Source organism: Verrucomicrobiota bacterium, from assembly GCA_039192515.1.
Classification (GTDB): Bacteria; Verrucomicrobiota; Verrucomicrobiia; order Methylacidiphilales; family JBCCWR01; genus JBCCWR01.
The window spans coordinates 1-18,843 of record JBCCXA010000047.1 but is presented as its reverse complement, the minus strand read 5'-3'; the positions used below and the strand labels follow the sequence as shown (position 1 = coordinate 18,843).

The 18,843-nt window shown below is 42.9% G+C and carries 13 protein-coding genes; 3 read left to right on the top strand and 10 right to left on the bottom strand.

From position 1 onward, the window contains the following. Window positions 1-1,242: 1,242 nt before the first annotated feature. The 6 genes from AAGA18_14415 to AAGA18_14390 form a co-directional block, all read right to left on the bottom strand. Window positions 1,243-1,887 carry a redoxin domain-containing protein gene (locus AAGA18_14415; protein ID MEM9446536.1) on the bottom strand — a complete coding sequence of 215 codons (645 nt, stop codon included), beginning with the start codon at window positions 1,885-1,887 and terminating at the stop codon, window positions 1,243-1,245. A gap of 40 nt (window positions 1,888-1,927) precedes the next feature. Next, entirely contained in the window at window positions 1,928-2,497 is a 570-nt protein-coding gene (locus AAGA18_14410) for a hypothetical protein (GenBank protein ID MEM9446535.1), read from the bottom strand. Between the two features lie 184 nt (window positions 2,498-2,681). After that, on the bottom strand, window positions 2,682-3,743 hold the full coding sequence (locus tag AAGA18_14405; GenBank protein MEM9446534.1) for a LacI family DNA-binding transcriptional regulator: 1,062 nt from the start codon (window positions 3,741-3,743) through the stop codon (window positions 2,682-2,684). Between the two features lie 15 nt (window positions 3,744-3,758). Continuing rightward, window positions 3,759-4,223, bottom strand: coding sequence for a PTS sugar transporter subunit IIA (locus AAGA18_14400; protein MEM9446533.1), 465 nt, complete (start codon window positions 4,221-4,223; stop codon window positions 3,759-3,761). A gap of 282 nt (window positions 4,224-4,505) precedes the next feature. Further along, complete coding sequence (locus AAGA18_14395) at window positions 4,506-5,378, bottom strand: NAD(+)/NADH kinase (protein ID MEM9446532.1); 873 nt, start codon at window positions 5,376-5,378, stop codon at window positions 4,506-4,508. Continuing rightward, entirely contained in the window at window positions 5,363-6,103 is a 741-nt protein-coding gene (locus AAGA18_14390; GenBank protein MEM9446531.1) for a TlyA family RNA methyltransferase, read from the bottom strand. Before AAGA18_14390 ends, AAGA18_14395 begins: the two co-directional genes overlap by 16 nt. A gap of 153 nt (window positions 6,104-6,256) precedes the next feature. Between AAGA18_14390 and gltB the strand changes: the two genes are divergently transcribed. Both gltB and AAGA18_14380 read left to right on the top strand, forming a co-directional pair. Next, on the top strand, window positions 6,257-10,843 hold the full coding sequence (gene gltB / locus AAGA18_14385; protein MEM9446530.1) for a glutamate synthase large subunit: 4,587 nt from the start codon (window positions 6,257-6,259) through the stop codon (window positions 10,841-10,843). Window positions 10,844-10,976: 133 nt separating this feature from the next. After that, window positions 10,977-11,744, top strand: a complete 768-nt coding sequence (locus tag AAGA18_14380) for an exodeoxyribonuclease III (protein ID MEM9446529.1) — start codon at window positions 10,977-10,979, stop codon at window positions 11,742-11,744. Between the two features lie 187 nt (window positions 11,745-11,931). Here the strand turns inward: AAGA18_14380 and AAGA18_14375 are convergent, their stop codons facing one another. From AAGA18_14375 to metG, 4 genes are all read right to left on the bottom strand, one after another. Then, a complete protein-coding gene (locus AAGA18_14375) occupies window positions 11,932-12,417 on the bottom strand; it encodes a polymer-forming cytoskeletal protein (protein MEM9446528.1) in 486 nt (161 codons plus the stop codon). Between the two features lie 592 nt (window positions 12,418-13,009). Then, window positions 13,010-13,528: a signal peptidase II gene (gene lspA / locus AAGA18_14370; protein ID MEM9446527.1), complete on the bottom strand. Its 519-nt coding sequence runs from the start codon at window positions 13,526-13,528 to the stop codon at window positions 13,010-13,012. Window positions 13,529-14,062: 534 nt separating this feature from the next. Further along, window positions 14,063-15,109, bottom strand: coding sequence for a bifunctional diaminohydroxyphosphoribosylaminopyrimidine deaminase/5-amino-6-(5-phosphoribosylamino)uracil reductase RibD (ribD, locus tag AAGA18_14365; protein ID MEM9446526.1), 1,047 nt, complete (start codon window positions 15,107-15,109; stop codon window positions 14,063-14,065). A 1-nt stretch (window position 15,110) separates the two neighbouring features. Then, window positions 15,111-16,673 carry a methionine--tRNA ligase gene (metG, locus tag AAGA18_14360; GenBank protein ID MEM9446525.1) on the bottom strand — a complete coding sequence of 521 codons (1,563 nt, stop codon included), beginning with the start codon at window positions 16,671-16,673 and terminating at the stop codon, window positions 15,111-15,113. A gap of 757 nt (window positions 16,674-17,430) precedes the next feature. Here metG and AAGA18_14355 point away from each other — a divergent pair. Then, window positions 17,431-18,444 (top strand): FHA domain-containing protein, encoded by a 1,014-nt coding sequence (locus AAGA18_14355; protein ID MEM9446524.1) that lies wholly within the window; start codon window positions 17,431-17,433, stop codon window positions 18,442-18,444. Window positions 18,445-18,843 lie beyond the last annotated feature (399 nt).

Genomic DNA, 18,843 nt, shown 5'->3' with positions numbered 1-18,843 from the left:
TAAACAGTTGAAAGGCGAGAATAGGATAAACTTAAGAGATAGATAACGGAAACAAGGCATGTCATTCATTTGTACGTTAAGAACGAAATGATTCAAAAATCACCCGTTATATCTCGTTTCATGATTAAATAATTTACAACAGAAGAGGACACCGACCATCAATTCCGTGAAAAATTCTCTGGCTCCCTTGTGCCACCCCAAGGTTCCTTTCCCCGCCATCCTACGGCTTGACCGGGAAAGCGAAAACGATTTGTGCGGAGCACCATACCGCTTAGATCGGGGTCGGTGTCAGGGGATCAAAGCGAAAACGATTTGTGCGGAGCACCATACCGCTTAGATCGGGGCCGGTGTCAGGGGATCAAATTTAGAAAGTCTTGTGCCAAGAACCATGCTTGGACGAGAAGATGCATCCTGCGTGCATCGCTTATTTCCCCTGGACCCTCCGATCAAGTCGGAGGGTGACGTGGGGGGGGGTAGTCGAAGGGTGACGTGGGGGGGGGGTAGTCGAAGGGTGACGTGGGGGTAGTCGAAGGGTGACGTGAGGGTAGTCGAAGGGTGACAAATGAGGTGCCGTTGAAGGGATAACGAAGGTACAGATATTGAGTCCATCGATGATGCCAAAAGAATAGTCGGAAGGATCACAAAAATGGAACACTCAGTTGATGACATGGGGAGAGTCGGAGTAGTGACAAAGGGTGTGCTCGCAAGAGTGGCTAATGCAGTGCAGTCAAAGGAGGGCAAATCACTCATAGTTGGATTATGACAGACCACAGGACACCCCATCCCTTACTCATGTAGTTTTTTTCATTTTACCTAGAAATAAGTGTTAGAAACCTGAAGGTCTGGGTAAAGTCCCGACAATAGGTGGCGTAGAGCCTGCCTAATTTTTAAGCATTCCTCCTGGTTTAAAACCTACCAACATTTCAATGCCATAACATTTCTATTAGTCTTTTTATATGCTTAGGGCGAAAAAACCTAAAAAAGCATTGAAGTGCAGGATACCTCGCAGCTTGTGGCCTTAGGATTACCAGTGATAACAAGAAGCTTCAGATCGAATAGATGATGAGTCACCCCGAATACCTTCTTTGATAGGATTTAAGAGTGATGGATCGACTTGCTTGATTCAGGATGCATGCAACTTAAAGGCTAATTGATATAAGCTGCTGGAATTGCCTAGGAGAATAGGTCTGATAGATCAAGTTGTCTATGCACACATAGGTTATAATGTCCTAAGTTAAGACATTAATTCTGATATCCTTTTATTTTGATGCGTGCTCGATGTACTTTGATCATGTCTAATACACGCTCTGCAGAAATCAATTGTTCGTAATCACTATGCACTTCTTTATGCAAAATCTCTCCGTCAACTCCGGAAATAAAAAGAACGTGTTTAGGTAGTTGAATATCCATCATACCCGTCACCTCTTTAAGGGAAACGCCATTCGAAGCTAAGTCCTCGATCAATTTATCTTTGGCAGCCGTAGTCACTCCAAAACTCTTTTGAGCGCGCCCCCCCCTATCTGATAAAACCAAGAAGGATACTCCTGTTTTCTTGATGGTCCTTGTTAAGTAGCTTGGTTGATCAGGACTTATGGCTATGAGTTGCCAGCCTAGCTGCATAAAATCTTTCTCAAGTTTTTTGAATTCTATCAATTGTCTAACCGCGTATGGACACCACCAACCTCTATAGAAATAAACGACCGTGGGTTGAACAGATGCTACTTTAGAGAAATGGAATGAAGCCCCCGCACCGGTGAAAAGAGTCAAATTATCCGGTATGGTGTCTCCAACTTTTAACTCCGCATGAGCCATACTCAACCAATTTATTACAAAAAATACCTGAAAGAGCTTAAGCCATCCGCATTCTGTGATAGTGAGATATTTCATTGCTAGGTGCTTTTTCTCTCCAGTGAACGGGTCACCCCTTTTATCGATAAAAAGTTGATTCTAGTAATCGGCTAGCCTCCAGGAAACCTTCGTGCATGACATTTGCTCGCTTGGCAGATTGTAAAACCGCTTCTACTGCAGATGCTCGAATATCCGCTCCAAGCAGTTTTGCAGAGGCGATGATCAGGGCATCATCAATTCCACTAGCAATGATTTTTTGGAAAGCTTCCCCATCCTCAGAGCCCATCACTCCATGAACAAGTTCCGTATAAGCAGGTTCAACAGGAACTCGAGCCATTTCAAGGAGCGCAAAACTACGGAAGATGGTTGCTGCATAAGCCACTCTAGTCGAGCGTTGAAGCACATGAAGTTCCTGAACATATTCGGAGAGTCGTAGACCTCTTTGCTCAGCAGCAGAGATTACCTCTTTGCTCAGTGTAACTGTTTTGCGAACTTTGGCCTGCACATCTAAAGGATAGAACTTCTTCCTCCTGTGGTCAAACTCAGCAAACAGCGACCAAGAATATTGATCTAAGTAGCTATCCAAGACGGAATAAGTGACACCATCTTGGCTACGCAACTCTATTTTTTCAGCCTGACCTTCAGTCATTTTAGCTTCGTGCTTCTTTAAGTCCAAATGATGCCATAGCCGTCTAAAGATCTGTGCAAGATCTTGGCCGAAAGGTAATCGAGAGAGAGCAAGAAAGGATTCTCTCGGGCACCGTCATCATTTCAATTGCTGCATTCAGCTAGTATGAACACCCTGCTTTTCCTCAAGAAGAACCGGCCTTGGATTAAAGTGCGGCTACTTCAAGCTCCCGGTTATATACAAGCACACTCTCTCGCTCTACAAGTTCGACGGGTAGAACCCGCTCTCCTAAACTAATAGGAGATAGCTTAGCATCATGGTGAGCTCGATTTTGATACCACATTCTAAATGAAGATTTGCCAATTTCTCTTTTAGAAGTCCTCACCGTTGTTAAAGGAGTTGCTAAATACTCAGCTTCAAGGGAATCACCAAAACCTACAAAAGAAACATCTTCGGGAATACCAACTCCTTGTTTTCTTAAGAAACTCATAGCTCCAATAGCCACCGAATCTAATAGGCTGACGACAGCTGTAAACTGAGCAGCCTCATCAATCGCTCTGGCCATAGCTTCTTGTCCTGCCTTCATATCTATACCTGCCAGAAAGACTCTTTCGTCAGTAAACTCTAAGCCGGCATCTGCCAAAGACTTTTTGTAACCCGAAAAATGCTCTGCAGCAGAACTCGAACCTAATGGCCCAGCTAAATAAAGAATCTCCTGATGTCCTTTGTTGATGAGATAATCAGTGGCGAGTTGTCCTGCTTTGTAGTTGTCCGAAACTACCCAGCCAAAATTTGGTTGCATCTTAACTGATGCCGGCACTTGTGCCATAAAAACAGTAGGCACTCCCAAGCGAATAGCTTCCTCTTGGATAAAAGAACGATGCTGAACTCTGGCAGCAGGAAAAATAAATAACGCATCAATTTTATGCTGCATCATACGGCGAAAGGCTTGAACTTCTGTTTCCACACTGTTATCCGAAGAAGAGATCAAGAGATCATAATCAAAAGCGGCTGACTCTTCCTCAAGTCCTTTGAGAATCTCGGCACATTGAGTATGATTGAGGCTAGGTAAAATACACCCTATCATTTGTGAAAAACCTGCTCGCAAACTCCTGGCTGAGCGGTTGGGCATATAACCAAGCTTGTTTGCCTCTGAGACCACACGTGCTTTAGTGCTTTCACTGATATCAGGTGCATCCCTCAAGGCTTTCGAAACTGCCATGACAGAGAGATTCAGGTTAGTGGCGATATCTTTTAGTGTAACCATCTCATTCTTTTTCCTTTATAAATTATTTTCTATCTCTCGGATCACTTTAACAAAACACTCTGGTGTCTCTGCGTTAAAGAGTTTGTTTCTGTTTTGCTCCTCCTTGATAATACGAGCCAGACAACCCACTGCAGCCAAATACTCTTGGACTAATTGGACAGGAGTTCCAATCACAAAAATCAGCTTCACTTTATCTGGTGCACTTTCAAAATGAACTCCCTTATCACAACGCCCCACCGACATAACAAGATCATCAACCAAATTAGTTCGAGCATGAGGTAAAGCAATCCCATGTCCCATATACGTCGACTCAATTTCCTCTCGGGCTAGCAGGCTGTCTGAGAAGCCGTCGACATCCTTCATAGCCGGATGGTCTAGCAATAATTCTGCTACCATAGGTATGGCATCTCGTGAATGATCTTCCTTGAGCCCTAAGCTGATGTGCCTAGGGTCTAAAACTTGAGAAATTGATATCGCCATAAAATAATATGTAGTTCTTAACCCATTTTAAATTAAACCCAGATAAATGCGATAGAATCTCTTGTGAGCACCACCTATCGAGATACTTGTTCTAACTCCATCCGGATCGACTCTCCGCGTGCTTGATCTTCTCACTTTCGTATGGCTACTTGAGCTACGCTCAGACAATGTGATCGAATACATCTTTGTCGAATCTCCTTTCCTTGTTCCCCGAACTATTACGCATCCCGTTCAACTAATATTAGATCATACAGCTCAGATTAAAATGATGCACAAACCATTCTATACATTAGTTCCGCTCCAGCGCAGCTTCTGTCTCAGTATTTCATAAAAACTAGCGTCCGATAATTGTAGAAGCTCTATGGGACATTCCGCAACACCTAAATGCACTGCATCTCCTGGGCGCATTTTCTGAATTTCTAACCCGTCTACTTGAAGAATCATACCAGGATTCTTAGCTGGCAAGTAGATTCTAACCTTTTCGCTAGCATCCACCACCACAGGACGATTAGAAAGTGCATGAGGACAAATAGGGGTAATGATGATAGCCTTGGCCTTAGGACTAACAATCGGCCCACCCGCTGATAAGGAATACGCCGTGGATCCTGTAGCGGTAGACACGATCAAACCATCACAATGATACTCCGTCATTAAAACACCATCAATCTCCACGCATACTTTGATCATATGTGAATGTTGCCCTCTGCTTATGACAGCTTCGTTTAAGGCCCAGGACTTACTGCAACATTGCTGATTCTTCCACAGCTCAACATTCAAGGCATTCCGCTTGGAGATTTTATAGTGTCCTTTAAGAATCTTTCCTAGGTGCTCACAAACCTCCTCTTTTCTGAGTGATGACAAGAAACCTAAAGAGCCTAGATTTACGCCTAAAAGACAGGCTCGGAAACCGTAACAAATTCGAGCAGCACGCAACAAAGAACCATCTCCACCTCCTACTATGATAAGAGGATTCTTACCACATGAGACTTCCAGGACGTTGGCGATGTCTTCTGAACTAACCTTAGCCAATGATTCAAACACGGTAAGCTCAACGCCAAGAGCCATGCAAATTTCTGCGACCTCTTGAGCAAGCTGATTGCCCTCCTTCTTAGTAGAATTTAGCAATAAAACTACACCCGTTATTTTTTTGCCCATAATAAATATTCCTGATTCCCGTCCGAACCTGTAACCGTAGCTTCCATAGTAGCTTTAACCTGCCATCCTGCAAAACTATTCATATTATCTTTTATGGATTCAACCGCAGCGATCCGATGTGTTTCTTCGCGAACGATCCCTCCTGATCCCACCTTATCCTTACCCACTTCGAACTGCGGTTTGATTAAAGCAATGAGGTCTGCCTTTTCAGCAGCTAAGTTCAAAACAGCAGGCAATATGAGTTTTAAGGAAATAAATGATACATCGATAGCTATTACCTCAAATGCATCCGAGAAAGTCTCAATCTCTAGATATCTTGCATTAATGCCTTCCATAGAAATAACTCGCTCATCATTTGCCAGCTTACCATTCAACTGTCCATGACCTACGTCTATCGCATAGATTTTTTTAGCTCCACGCTGAAGCAGGCAATCGGTAAATCCTCCGGTTGAAGCTCCTACATCCAAGCAAATTTTTCCCCGAATCTCCAATGGATAGGCCCTCAAAACTCCATCCAATTTTTCCCCAGATCTGCTGACAAATTTATCCTGCTCGGTGATTTCAATCTCATCTATTTCATGTACTAAACGAGCAGGTTTGGCCTCTACCTGGCCATTGACCACTACTTTTTTCGACTCAATGGAGCGCCGGGCTTTAGCACGACTTTCCACCAAGCCTCTGACTACCAGCTCCTGATCTAAACGCATACCCGTTGTGATGTTCATTTTCATATCAAGCAAAACTTATAGCATGACGTTCCTATAATGTAGCCTGCTTATACATGGCAGTCTCTATCCAGATAATCTGATGATAAAGGCTTATAAAGTTCTGACAAATCACTTGATTCCCGTTGACATTCACCTAAATTCACTTAACCAATGCAAAAGAGCTATGATATAAACAAGTATCCCGATGCGAAGGGCATGTACGACCCTTCTCATGAACACGATAACTGTGGCGTCGGACTAGTCGCTAACATACACGGTGAAAAGACTAATGCGATTATAAAAAAGGCTCTGGGTTGCGTATGCAATCTGGTACACCGTGGAGCAGTAGATGCTGACGCCAAATCGGGCGACGGTGCAGGCGTTCTTACGCAAATTCCGACCAAGATCTTTAGGCCTATTATTGAGAAGATGGGGCACAAACTATACAATGACAATGATTTGGCCGTTGGTATGATATTTCTACCTGGTGAAGGGGAATATGAGCAGGCTCATTGTCGCAAGATTACAGATGAAATTGTTAAAAAGAGAGGTCTCGTACCTATTGGATGGCGCTCTGTCCCGGTAAAACCTAAAGTTATGGGTGATACCGCTGCCTCAACGGCACCACTTATCGAACAAGTCATTATTCTTCGCCCTGAGGGCTTGAACATGACAGATGAAGATTTTGAGCGCAATCTCTACATTGCCCGCCGTGAAATAGAGCAGCGCTCCACAGCTGATCATATTGAGAATTTCTATATATGCTCTCTTTCCAGCAAATTGATCAGCTACAAAGGCATGTTCACCGCCACACAGCTAGAACGCTTTTTTGAGGATCTTCATAACCCTGACTATGAAACAGCAATAGCCGTCTATCATCAACGCTTTAGTACCAACACGTTCCCTACCTGGGGACTAGCACAACCTTTCCGTATCCTTGCTCACAATGGTGAAATCAATACGATTCGCGGCAACCGCAATTGGGTACGAGCTCGTGAATCTCGTTTAAAGGACAGCATCTGGGGAGAAGAAGCCGATCTTCTCATCCCAGTTACCAACCAAAATACTAGTGATTCAGCTAGCCTGGATCACACCATGGAATTACTTCTGGCTTCGGGTCGCCCGCTTTTACATGCGATGATGATGATGGTTCCGTCGGCTTTTCGCTCCGAACACTGCATCGACTCCGACGTTCGCTCTTTTTACGAATATCATGAACTCTTCTCAGAGCCTTGGGACGGACCCGCAGCCTTAGCAGTAACAGATGGCCGCTATGTTGCTGCAACACTGGACCGCAATGGGCTGCGTCCAGCTCGCTACAAAATCACTCAAGACGGTATGTTTCTTCTGGGTTCAGAAGTGGGTGTTGGAGAAATGCCAAACGAAATCATTATTGAAAAAGGCCGACTTGCTCCTGGGGAAATGATTGCCGTCGACACGAAAGAAGGCAAGCTACTTTATAACAACGATATTAAAAAGCTTCTCGCTTCTGAAACGCCTTACGGTGAATGGCTGGACAAAAATGTGAGAGAACTATCTCACTACTTCAGTGAAGAAGCATTGAATAAACAAGCTCTCAAACCTCAACAAAAAGAAGAGGCTGAAATCATTGCTGAAGCCTTTGCTTTTGGACATACCGATGAAGAATTGGATCTCGTGCTAAAACCCATGTTTACCAAGGGCCAGGAGCCCGTTGGTTCTATGGGTGATGACACCCCTATCGCCGCACTCTCAGAACGCCCTAGACCCCTCTATCACTACTTCAGACAAATTTTTGCGCAGGTCACAAACCCTGCTATTGATCCTATCCGGGAAAAAGCGGTGATGGATGTTATGTCATTCTGTGGTTGTAAAGGCCATTGGCTCAAAGAGGAAGAAAATCATACCAAACAATTAAGGCTGTATTCACCTGTCCTCACCAATGAGGAAATGGACAAGATCAAAGCTCTACCAGAGGACTATTTGCAAGCTGAAATAATCTCCTGTGTCTATGAAATAGGAGCAGATCATTCTTCAGGTTCATTAGAAGCAAAAATCACTGAGATATGTGAACTTGCGGAAAAGGCTATCACTCATGGCAAATCTTTATTAATTCTTTCAGACAAAGGCACCGACGAAAGCCACGCGGCCATTCCTATGCTACTAGCTGTTGGAGGATTACACCACCACCTTATCCGGGTGGGCAAACGTAGAGAAGCCAGTATCCTATGTGAGACAGCGGATGCCCGCGATGTCCACCAATACGCATGCCTCATCGGCTACGGCGCTGCAGCCATCAATCCATATATCGTGTGGGATCTCGCACACCAAGTCAAAACATCAGGCAAGGGACTTGAAGAATGTGATGAGCAAGAAATAATTAATAACTACAGAAATGCTATTAACAAGGGTCTCCTTAAAATCATGTCTAAAATGGGGATCTCCAAACTCTCCAGTTACCATGGTGGACAGGTTTTTGAGGCCATTGGCATACACAAAGAAGTCATTGAAAAATTCTTTACGGGTACACCCTCCTTTATCAGTGGAGTTGGTATTCGTGAAATTGCTGCTGAAACCATCCGTTCGCATAAAGGTGGTCGCGAGAATGCTGCTGCCACCAAACGACCCCATGCCGGTTATTATAAGTTCCGCCGTGACGGTGAAGCTCATGCCGTTACGCCTGCCCTCTTACAACCACTTCATCGATTCGTGGGTATCAAGGGTGAAGATAAAGCTGAAAAAGATGAAGATTACGCGTCATTTACGAAGGCAGCTAATGAACATACCCCCATTGCCGTACGCGATCTCCTAAGATTTAAACCCCAGGATCCCATCTCTTTGGATGATGTAGAAAGTATTGAAGATATTCGCTCGCGCTTTACCACAGCAGCAATGTCCTTTGGCGCGCTTTCACCCGAAGCTCATGAAACCTTGGCTATCGCTATGAATCGCATCGGAGGCAAGTCGAACTCTGGCGAAGGTGGCGAAGATAAAGCTCGTTTTACTCCACTTCCGAACGGCGACTCTAAAAATAGCCGTATCAAACAAGTTGCCTCTGGACGATTTGGAGTCACTGCTGAATACCTTGCCAGTGCCCAAGAAATTGAAATCAAGGTAGCGCAAGGTGCTAAACCAGGTGAAGGAGGCCAGTTGCCTGGACATAAAGTTTCGGCTTTGATCGCCAAACTGCGTCACAGTGTACCTGGGGTGATGTTGATTTCTCCACCGCCTCACCATGATATCTATTCTATTGAAGATCTTGCGCAACTTATTTATGACCTCAAACAGGTCAACCCACGAGCAAAGGTATGTGTTAAGCTGGTAGCTGAAGCGGGTGTAGGCACCATAGCAGCAGGTGTTGCTAAAGCCCATGCGGATGTCGTCATGGTAAGTGGTCATGACGGTGGCACGGGGGCTTCTCCTCTTTCCTCTATCAAATTTGCCGGCGGTCCTTGGGAAATGGGAGTCGCCGAAACGCAGCAAATCTTGCTAAATAACGGCCTTAGAACCCGCGTGGTGCTTCGAACAGACGGGGGACTCAGGACAGGTCGTGACATCGTCATTGCAGGAATCCTTGGAGCTGAGGAATTCAACTTTGGAACCATCGCCTTGCTTGCAGTGGGTTGCGTTTATGTGCGTCAGTGCCATCTCAACAACTGCCCGGTAGGTGTTGCCACTCAAGATGATAAATATCGAGCCAAGTATAAAGGAACACCTGAAATGGTTGTTCGCTACATCAATGCAGTCTCTAAAGAAATTCGTGAGATCATGGCCTCACTAGGCATTCGTAAATTTAACGATCTCATTGGCCACACCGAATTGCTTGAACAAATTTCGCTACCAGATCACCCTAAGGCCAATACTCTAGACTTAGCCAATTTGCTCTATGTTCCCGATATTGATGATATGACACCGCGTCATCACACGTGGGAACGTAATGACAAACCAGATGATCAACCCCTCGATCTTCTTATCCTTCAAGAAGCTAAAAGTTCCTTACAGACTAAAACGCCTATCCACCTTAAATATAAAGTGAAGAATACGATCCGCTGTGTTGGCACTATGCTGAGTGGGGAAATCGCGTATCGATACGGTAACGAGGGCTTGCCTGAGAACACGATTGACCTCGAACTGTCTGGAAGCGCCGGCCAAAGTCTAGGGGTATTCTTGGTAAATGGAGTCCGCATCAGACTCTTTGGTGAAGCTAACGACTATGTTGGTAAAGGGATGAATGGCGGCTCCATTGTCCTGCTTCCTCCCAAAAACTCTCACCCTGACTTTAAACCTTCCGAGAACATCATATGCGGTAACACCTGTCTTTACGGTGCTACTGGTGGAAAATTATTCGTTTATGGACAAGCTGGTGAGCGTTTCGCAGTGCGTAACAGTGGCTGTTTTTCGGTAGTAGAAGGCGTCGGTGACCATGGCTGCGAATATATGACTAACGGTTGTATCGTTGTGCTTGGACCTACCGGCAAGAATTTTGGTGCAGGAATGTCGGGTGGCCTAGCCTTTGTGCTAGATCAAGCAGACCACTTTGAAAATCTCTTTAACCCGGAGATGATTAATATTGAAAGAATTGAGACAGCAGAAGATGAGACAGTTCTCAAAGGGCTTATCTATGAGCATTTAGAAGCCACTGAAAGTATCAAAGCAAAGGATATCCTAGACAATTGGTCCAACTACAAAGATAAGTTTTGGAAGGTGGCGCCTGCTTCCACCGCAGCGACCCCCGCACCAACGGTGATTACAGAACAAGCGGCTCCTGCTAAAGTCTAGCATTGGTGAAGAATCTAGAAGGCCAGGAGGTGAGATGTTCAAGATTTTGTCAACTCCCCGACTAGTAAGTAGTAGCTTCATTATTTTTCCAGTATCAAGCAAACACGCGCTTATTGCCTGTTCATAAAGTATCATGTCACTCAAAATTATTTCTTGGAATGTTAACGGGATCCGAGCGTGTCAGAATAAAGGCTTTGAGTTCTTCATAACGGACGAGAATCCTGATATCATTTGCTTACAAGAAACGAAGGCAGAGCAATCACAAGTTTCCTTGTCTGATCTTGACCCCTCTTACAAGCAATGGTGGAATTCTGCTCAAAGGAAAGGGTATTCCGGAACCGCAATATTTTCAAAAATAGAGCCCTTAAACGTAACCTACGGATTAAATATTGAAGAGCACGACAAAGAGGGTCGTGTCATTACCCTCGAGTTTAAAGACTATTTTCTCACGACAGTTTATACCCCAAATTCTCAAAATGAACTCAAAAGGCTGTCCTACCGGCAAACTTGGGACCGTGCCTTCCTAGCTTTCCTAAAGAATTTAGAAAAATCAAAACCAGTCATTATCTGTGGAGACCTGAATGTCGCTCACAAAGAAATTGATATTGCAAGGCCAGATGCCAATAGACGCAATGCTGGCTTCACAGATGAAGAAAGACATGGTTTCGATCAATTAGTAGCTGCTGGGTTTGTCGATACGTTTCGGGAATTTGAAAAAGGAGCAAATCACTATACCTGGTGGAGTTACCGCGCAGGTGCCAGGGCTCGCAATATTGGTTGGAGAATAGACTACTTCTGTGTTTCCCAAGCCCTACGCTCAAAGCTAAAAGAGGCCTTCATTCTTCCTGAAATTCTTGGCTCTGACCACTGCCCTATTGGAATAGCCCTTAAAACCGGGTGACATCATTAAAATTGAACGAGATACCTGAAAAACTTGAGCCGCAAGTAAAAGAGTTTCGCCGAAGATGTATCCATAGATGATAGGCCTTTGCATCGGTCGACAAAACCTGATGAACAAAAAAAGTGGGATCAGCTTACACTGACCCCACACAACACAAAACAACTATTGCCAAGAAATAAAATTAAATTTACTTACGTCCGAAGATTGAACCAGTTTGAACCAAACCGTTCTCTTCAGAGGAGGAGGATACTTCGTGATCATCGCTAGATGAATAGTCATCAATCTGATGATGAGAGCTGTTTGTACTAACTGCTCCGTTATTACGTTGTTTGGCCACCATTTGATCTTCATCAATTTCCATTTCCACTTGGCCTTTTAGATTTGCACCATCATTAATAACAACGCGAGGAGCCTTAATATCTCCTACCATAAAGCCGCCCTTGAGGATTTCTACCTTGTCAGAGGCTGCTATGTTTCCAGAAATACCACCAGCAACTGTAATGCTTTCGCATGAAATCTCGGCCTTAACAAAACCTGATTCCCTTACATGGATAGTGCTCTCTAGATCGATTTTTCCTTCTACTCTACCCTCTACCGTCAAAGGTTCATTTCCAATGATCTCACCCTTGATGGTCACCGTCTTACCGACACTCGTTTGATTTGCTTCACTCATAAGAATAACTCTCTTTTTACCAATTCATGTGGGCTTGTTTAGTGGACACCTTAAGACTTTTATGCCTTGTAATGAACCTCCCAACTAGTTAAGACTTCGGCCATAGGGAGATTTGGTTTAGAAAAGAAATGAAAAAAATTCCTTTTAAAAGACCGCCTAAGCATGGTATAGCCAAGAATTAAGTAATTTTTTTCTTAAAAGGTGAAAAATTGCACCTCATTATAAATCGGTCTCCATAATTGATACTTTTAAGAGATTCTATGCTTCTTGAAAAAGGGTCTTGCACAGATCTTTAAGTCCGCTGTGCCTAACCCGAATTTAATGAATCTTAATGCACAATTCTGATGAATAGGCAACCGTGCCTCATCCAACCTGTCCATTGTCTGTCTTGATCCCTGAAAACCTTTCTCTAGTAGAGGTCTGGATACATCACCATAATGCTTGGATCCGTGCTGGCACCAGCAGCTCAATCAACTGAAAATTTATGAATACTTCAATCTCCTGGATACACAGTTGAACCGGGTTATAATAAAAATGGATGTTTAAATTGAATTCAAAAAGGCTTTAATGTGATGAGATTGGATAGTGCCAATTAGGGATTTCGAATAAAATCTACTTTAGTAAACAGTAAGCGAATTAATAACCACACCACAGTAGTGGAAATACAGGCATCTGCGATGTTAAAAGCAGGCCAGCGGTAAATAATCAAGTTAAAGTCAAAAAAATCAACGACGTAGCTCAGTCGAACACGGTCGATCAAGTTACCTATTGCCCCACCCACAATAAGACCGAATACAACATTCACTTCAGGCCATTCCCAATGAAACCTTCTGCTATACCAAACGCCTAAACTCAAAATACAAACAACTACCACACCCAAAAGCACATTGTTACCCTGAAAGAGACCAAATGCGATACCATCGTTACGAACATAGGTGAGATTAAAAAAACCAGGAATAATCACTCGGCTTTCGCCATAGCTAAATTGGCTTAGAACCCAACTCTTCGTCAACTGATCTAGAAAGACTACCGCGACAACAATAGGCCAGAACCACCATAAAGGTGTTTTTCTCGGTGCTATATCATCTATACTATTTTTAACTTCTTTCATCGTATTTTCACCTTAAAGAATACTGCAGCAGATTAGCAATTAAGCTTCTATAGCCTAGCGGATGCAACCTTCATAGACCAGGCTAGTTAAGAAGAGTGGGTCGAATTATTTGGACATAAGCTTAGGAAGTAAAAGAAATTAATTGCTCACCAAAACCAAAGGATCTCGCATTTACAAACTTATCACTCTAACCCTTCCCCATAAATGCGAATGATGCAAAAGTAACTGAAAATCTGCACAAGATCTCCTCCCCAACAGGAATAAACTCTCCTAGTGGTACCACCTTTTTTACACATCTTCCTCGACTTTCCTTTTCTTGTAACTCAGGTTTTTACTCGTCTTGTTCAACTTCCATGACGTCGTCTGGGTTAAAATCATTCCTCGTACTTTCTGTTAATGTCTACATTCTCTCTATATTCATTCCTACATACTTGGATTTTCGAGCCGTAAAAAATTGGGTCATGCATGATGATATTTTACCTCTCGATGGAATTATCCGAGTTTTATTTATAAACCAAGAGAAATCCTACTTTCTCAAATTAAACCCCACAACTTTAAATCATCACCTAAGTGAGTGAGTTGCATATTTCTAAGCTTTAGCTTTCTAAGAGAATCCGCTCTGACTAAATTCCTTTTTTGAGATGGATGAATAGGATCTACGATTTTTGGAGCATAGTACAAAATGACTTCATGAATCCTTTGTAAACGCACAAGCTGTTGAATCACATTCCCACCTCCTTCTACCATAAGACGGTTGACACCTCGTTGCCCTAAATCTTTCATCACACTGCTCCATCTTTTATTATGGTAAACCAGAGTTTTATCTTTCCACCGATCCGCAAAGAGATGCTTTCGACGGAATCTCTTCTCTAAGTTATGTGTCCGAGTAATGACTACTCTCCAGGGCTGACGGCTTAATTCTTGTTCACCACGCCTAACGGTTAAGCGAGGGTTATCTTTCCTCAATGTTTCTGCCCCCACTAAGATAGCATCACTATAAGATCGCTCCCGTTGCACGTCTCGGAGAGCTTTTTCACCTGTGATCCATTGACCTTCTCCTTTAGGTAAGGTCATATGGCCGTCTAAAGTCATGGCAACTTTCACTACAACCCAAGGTTGCCGATGCGTAATCCAATAATTAAAACTCCTATTCAGAAATGTTGCTTGCTCCTCAAGCACTCCATGAGTCACTTCAATTCCATGTTGAGATAACAATTGATACGCTCTACCTGCATGCTGGGGATTAGGGTCTGTAGCAGCAATCACCACCCTTTTAAATCCATGTTTGATAATCAAATCGACACACGGGGGTGTTTTACCATGAGTTGAGCAAGGCTCCAGAGTGACGTAGAAGCTCGAACTTTTTAGTTTCTTTGCGTGTCCATTATCAAGAGCATCCTGGACCGCTAATACCTCTGCATGAGCTCCACCTGCTTGGCGATGCCACCCCTGCCCTAAAACACGCTGCCCTCGGACAATAACAGCGCCCACACAAGGATTGGGGCTCGTTTTGCCTAGCCCTTTTTTAGCTAACTTCATTGCATGGTGCATCCATGCCTCATCTTTTTGACGAAGACTCACGTTAACTGGCTTCGGTATCTTCGAACTCTATCCTGGGGAAAAGGGGTTCAGGATCACCTACTTCTTTGCCTTCTAAAGACTCAGGCCACAAAGGTCTTTCAAAGTCTTTCACCAAGGCATCCTTTTGACCCAGTTGCCTTAAACCAATAGCTGAGGATTTTGGTAAAATTGCTGCCAATTCGGTCAGCAAGAGAACTTGGGCTCTCACCATTTGGGATAAAGCATAATCTAATCGACCCTGCTGTTCTTGGTCATTCTTAGCCTTGGCCAAGGCCCAAGGAGCGCATTCCTCAACATATTGATTGGTTCTTTGGAAACCGCGCCAAAGTTCACTCAAGGCAAGATGCACTTGAAAGACCTCCATATGCTCACGAAATAAGGTGACCGCATTTAGAATCTTGGATTCCAAATCATCATCCAATTTGCTGCGATACTCCTTAACTCGTGGTGGAATCGATTTCTGACGATATCTCTTAATCATTGAAACAGTGCGGTTCAATAGATTACCCACCTCATTACCTAGGTCACTTTGATAACGCTGATGGAATTGTTCTGGAGTAAAATCAGCATCATACCCTACTGCCATCTCTCTCATGACATAATAACGAAAAGCATCGACACCATAGACCTCTATCAAACTTAATGGGTCCACCACATTGCCTACAGATTTACTCATCTTTTCTTTACCAGTTGTCCACCACCCATGAACTAACAGATGCTTAGGCACTTTAATTCCTGATGCTTTGAGCATAATGGGCCAATAGATAGCATGCGCTGGAACCATAATATCTTTTCCAATAACATTGATTCCAGGCCACCATTTATCAAAATCCTCCTGCTTGTAGCCGATCACAGAAATATAGTTTAGCAATGCATCAAACCAGACGTAAGTCACTTGTTCTTTATCAAAAGGCAAAGGAATCCCCCATTGTAATCGCGACTTAGGACGCGAAATACATAAATCTGGTATAGGCTTTTCCAATGCACCCAAAACTTCCTTCGCACGAAATTTAGGAAAAATCCAATCAGGATTCTTCTCTATAAACTCCTTTAGCCAATCTTGATATTTACTGAGTTTAAAAAAGTAATTGGTTTCTTTCAATTTAATCACTTCTCCAAAAATCTCAGGAAACTCTCCTTTCTCATCGCGATCTTTCTCCTGCAAAAATTGCTCCTGGCGTGTGGAGTAATATCCCTCATACTCAGCAGAATAGATTTCTCCTTTCTCATGCAGCCGAGAAATAATATCTCGAACCACAATCTTATGGCGCTCTTCGGTAGTTCGAATGAAATCATCAAAAGAAATGTCTAGCTTTTGATACAAACTCCTGAAGTGGCCTGACATCTCATCACAAAATTCTTGAGGGCTTCGCCCCTCTTTTTCAGCAGTTTGTTGAACTTTTTGACCATGCTCATCAGTTCCAGTAAGAAAATAAGTATCCCTGCCCATTTGTCTTTGAAAACGTGCGAGCACATCTGTTAAGACTTTCTCATAAGCGTGCCCTAGATGCGGCCTACCATTCACATAATCGATAGCCGTTGTAATGTAAAAAGACTTTCCCATGGATCATTATCCTAGAGCTATTTCCTTAACATCAAATCTATTTTTTCTTATGCATGCAAAAGCAGCCGCTTCATGAAAACCAGTTCCACCAGAAGATATAAAAGCCAGTTCGAAATATTTTTAGACAGACACGATGAGTTGACACATGAAGTATCGTTAAAAATATTGGTGCACTATGAGGCTATATAAAGAGTCGTTCTGCTCCTCTAAAATGATCCCCTCAGATAAGCTTAGTAAAAACAAACCCTTGGATTATGAATAGTCACCTTAATGCTTCCCATAATATCTAGCCTAATCTTATTAAGAATAACTTGTGCTCTGGTAGGTGTATCTCGTACTAGAGACTACTACTAAGTTTCGCTCTTAGAAAATCTTCTACGCACATTCTGAGCATGAAGTAGCCATTATTTGCGGTTGCTTTTACCTAGTTGATGTAATCTTAGGCATCGTCAACCTAAGGGTTATAAACTGAATGTACTCCACGTAAGATTATCCTTAACTTATCTAAAGATATACTGAAGAACTTATCTATACCCAACTTTGTTATTACCAATCAAAATACACACTCACTATCCTTAAGATACTTTTTATAAGCACTTGAACATGCTATTTCTTGTATAACCATGGAACTTCCCAAGAAAACAGTAAGTGCCACTATTCTTCAGATTTTTGATAATAAAAATATATTTTAAGGTGAAACGATAAATATCAAAATTTTACATAATATTTATAAATTCACTAACGATACATGATAACGATGAACAAACAAAATCATGTACTTGGGGAATTACAGAGGCTGGGAAGAAAGTCGGGCGAAGAAGGAATCCTCTTCGTCTTTGAAGGACACTACAACGGTGTTATCTATATAAAAAACGGCTATGTCAGACACTGCCATGCTGCAAACAACTATGGAGCAAGTGAAACAGGTTTTCACTCACTATTGCGGATCTTATCTCTCAAGTCACCCGAGTGGTGTTGGGAGTCATGTGACTTACCCCAAGATAAGTCCATGAAAATTTCCATAGACAGTGTATTAGACTCCGTAGATGAACTAACTATAAAAAGGAGTCAGCAAACAAAAACAGCTCGCTTGCAATTACCGAACAAACAACAAATAGATCTAAGCAAGGGCAAGGTCTATGTTCATGTGGACAAAGGCGGACTAGAGGGAAAAAAATATGTATTGTTGCCAGGAAAAACAACGGTAGGCAGAGCTCCAGGTTGTCACATTAGGCTACCTGACTCGACTGTCTCCACAAGACATTGCCATTTCATGATCAAAGATAATACCGTTTTTCTAGAAGACCTAGACTCGTTTAATGGCACTCTCATTAATGGAGTAAGCATCAATAAATATGCGGTAGCATTAAACGATGTCATTGAAATTGGTGAGGTTATGACACACCTGTCATATCAAGAGAATGATGCTGAGATGGAAAATGATGACATCATTAACGATCTAGATACGGATGACATGGATGGCTTTGAAGAAGCGTTCGGCACTGCAGAGCCAGAAAGCCGCACGTCTCTACAGAAAAAGCTACGTCAAATTACGCGCGTTGTTGAGAAGAAATTCAAAAATCGTGATAAGCAAAACAAAGAAGAAATAGCCAATGAGGAGTCTCTTCATGAATCGGACGTAGAGTTGGAAGAAGCAAGCGAAAACTCTGATAGCTCAGAAGCTCAATGCCCTAACCGCATGGCTTTACAAAGAGAACTACGTCAAAAAACAAAAGTTGTTCAAAAAACTGCAGAATATTGCGACAAGTAAGAGGGGTGTAGATGCCAGGAGTCATTCTTTAAAAATCATTTAAGCCATTCACACCATCATGGCTAGATAGCTTTCAACTCCTATGATTTCATAGAAGTTGAAAGAGATGCATCAACGCTTAAGCTTGAGTCATAGAGATAAGAAAGTCGGCGAGGATATATCCTAACGTGCTATGACGAGGTGTCTCTATTTTTCTTTCGTAGCAACATCCTAAGCAAATCTTTAAGTCTATCTAGTATCATGCGGGTAAAAACCAGATTTTCATAGAAAGGGTTCTCCAACCTGAATTCCCATAGAGAAGTCCTTCTATGACCGCCCCTAGTCACCGCATAAGTGGATCAGGTGTTTCACTGTTTATAAGTTAATGCATATGCATTTTAGGATTAAACCAGAGCACGG

Excerpts from the sequence above, each read along its gene's own strand:
- AAGA18_14395 (MEM9446532.1), bottom strand. The coding sequence starts at position 5,378 with ATGGGCAAAAAAATAACGGGTGTAGTTTTATTGCTAAATTCTACTAAG.
- AAGA18_14415 (MEM9446536.1), bottom strand. The coding sequence starts at position 1,887 with ATGAAATATCTCACTATCACAGAATGCGGATGGCTTAAGCTCTTTCAG.
- AAGA18_14390 (MEM9446531.1), bottom strand. The coding sequence starts at position 6,103 with ATGAACATCACAACGGGTATGCGTTTAGATCAGGAGCTGGTAGTCAGA.
- metG (MEM9446525.1), bottom strand. The coding sequence starts at position 16,673 with ATGGGAAAGTCTTTTTACATTACAACGGCTATCGATTATGTGAATGGT.
- AAGA18_14400 (MEM9446533.1), bottom strand. The coding sequence starts at position 4,223 with ATGGCGATATCAATTTCTCAAGTTTTAGACCCTAGGCACATCAGCTTA.
- lspA (MEM9446527.1), bottom strand. The coding sequence starts at position 13,528 with ATGAAAGAAGTTAAAAATAGTATAGATGATATAGCACCGAGAAAAACA.
- AAGA18_14405 (MEM9446534.1), bottom strand. The coding sequence starts at position 3,743 with ATGGTTACACTAAAAGATATCGCCACTAACCTGAATCTCTCTGTCATG.
- gltB (MEM9446530.1), top strand. The coding sequence starts at position 6,257 with ATGCAAAAGAGCTATGATATAAACAAGTATCCCGATGCGAAGGGCATG.
- AAGA18_14375 (MEM9446528.1), bottom strand. The coding sequence starts at position 12,417 with ATGAGTGAAGCAAATCAAACGAGTGTCGGTAAGACGGTGACCATCAAG.
- AAGA18_14355 (MEM9446524.1), top strand. The coding sequence starts at position 17,431 with ATGAACAAACAAAATCATGTACTTGGGGAATTACAGAGGCTGGGAAGA.
- AAGA18_14410 (MEM9446535.1), bottom strand. The coding sequence starts at position 2,497 with ATGACTGAAGGTCAGGCTGAAAAAATAGAGTTGCGTAGCCAAGATGGT.
- AAGA18_14380 (MEM9446529.1), top strand. The coding sequence starts at position 10,977 with ATGTCACTCAAAATTATTTCTTGGAATGTTAACGGGATCCGAGCGTGT.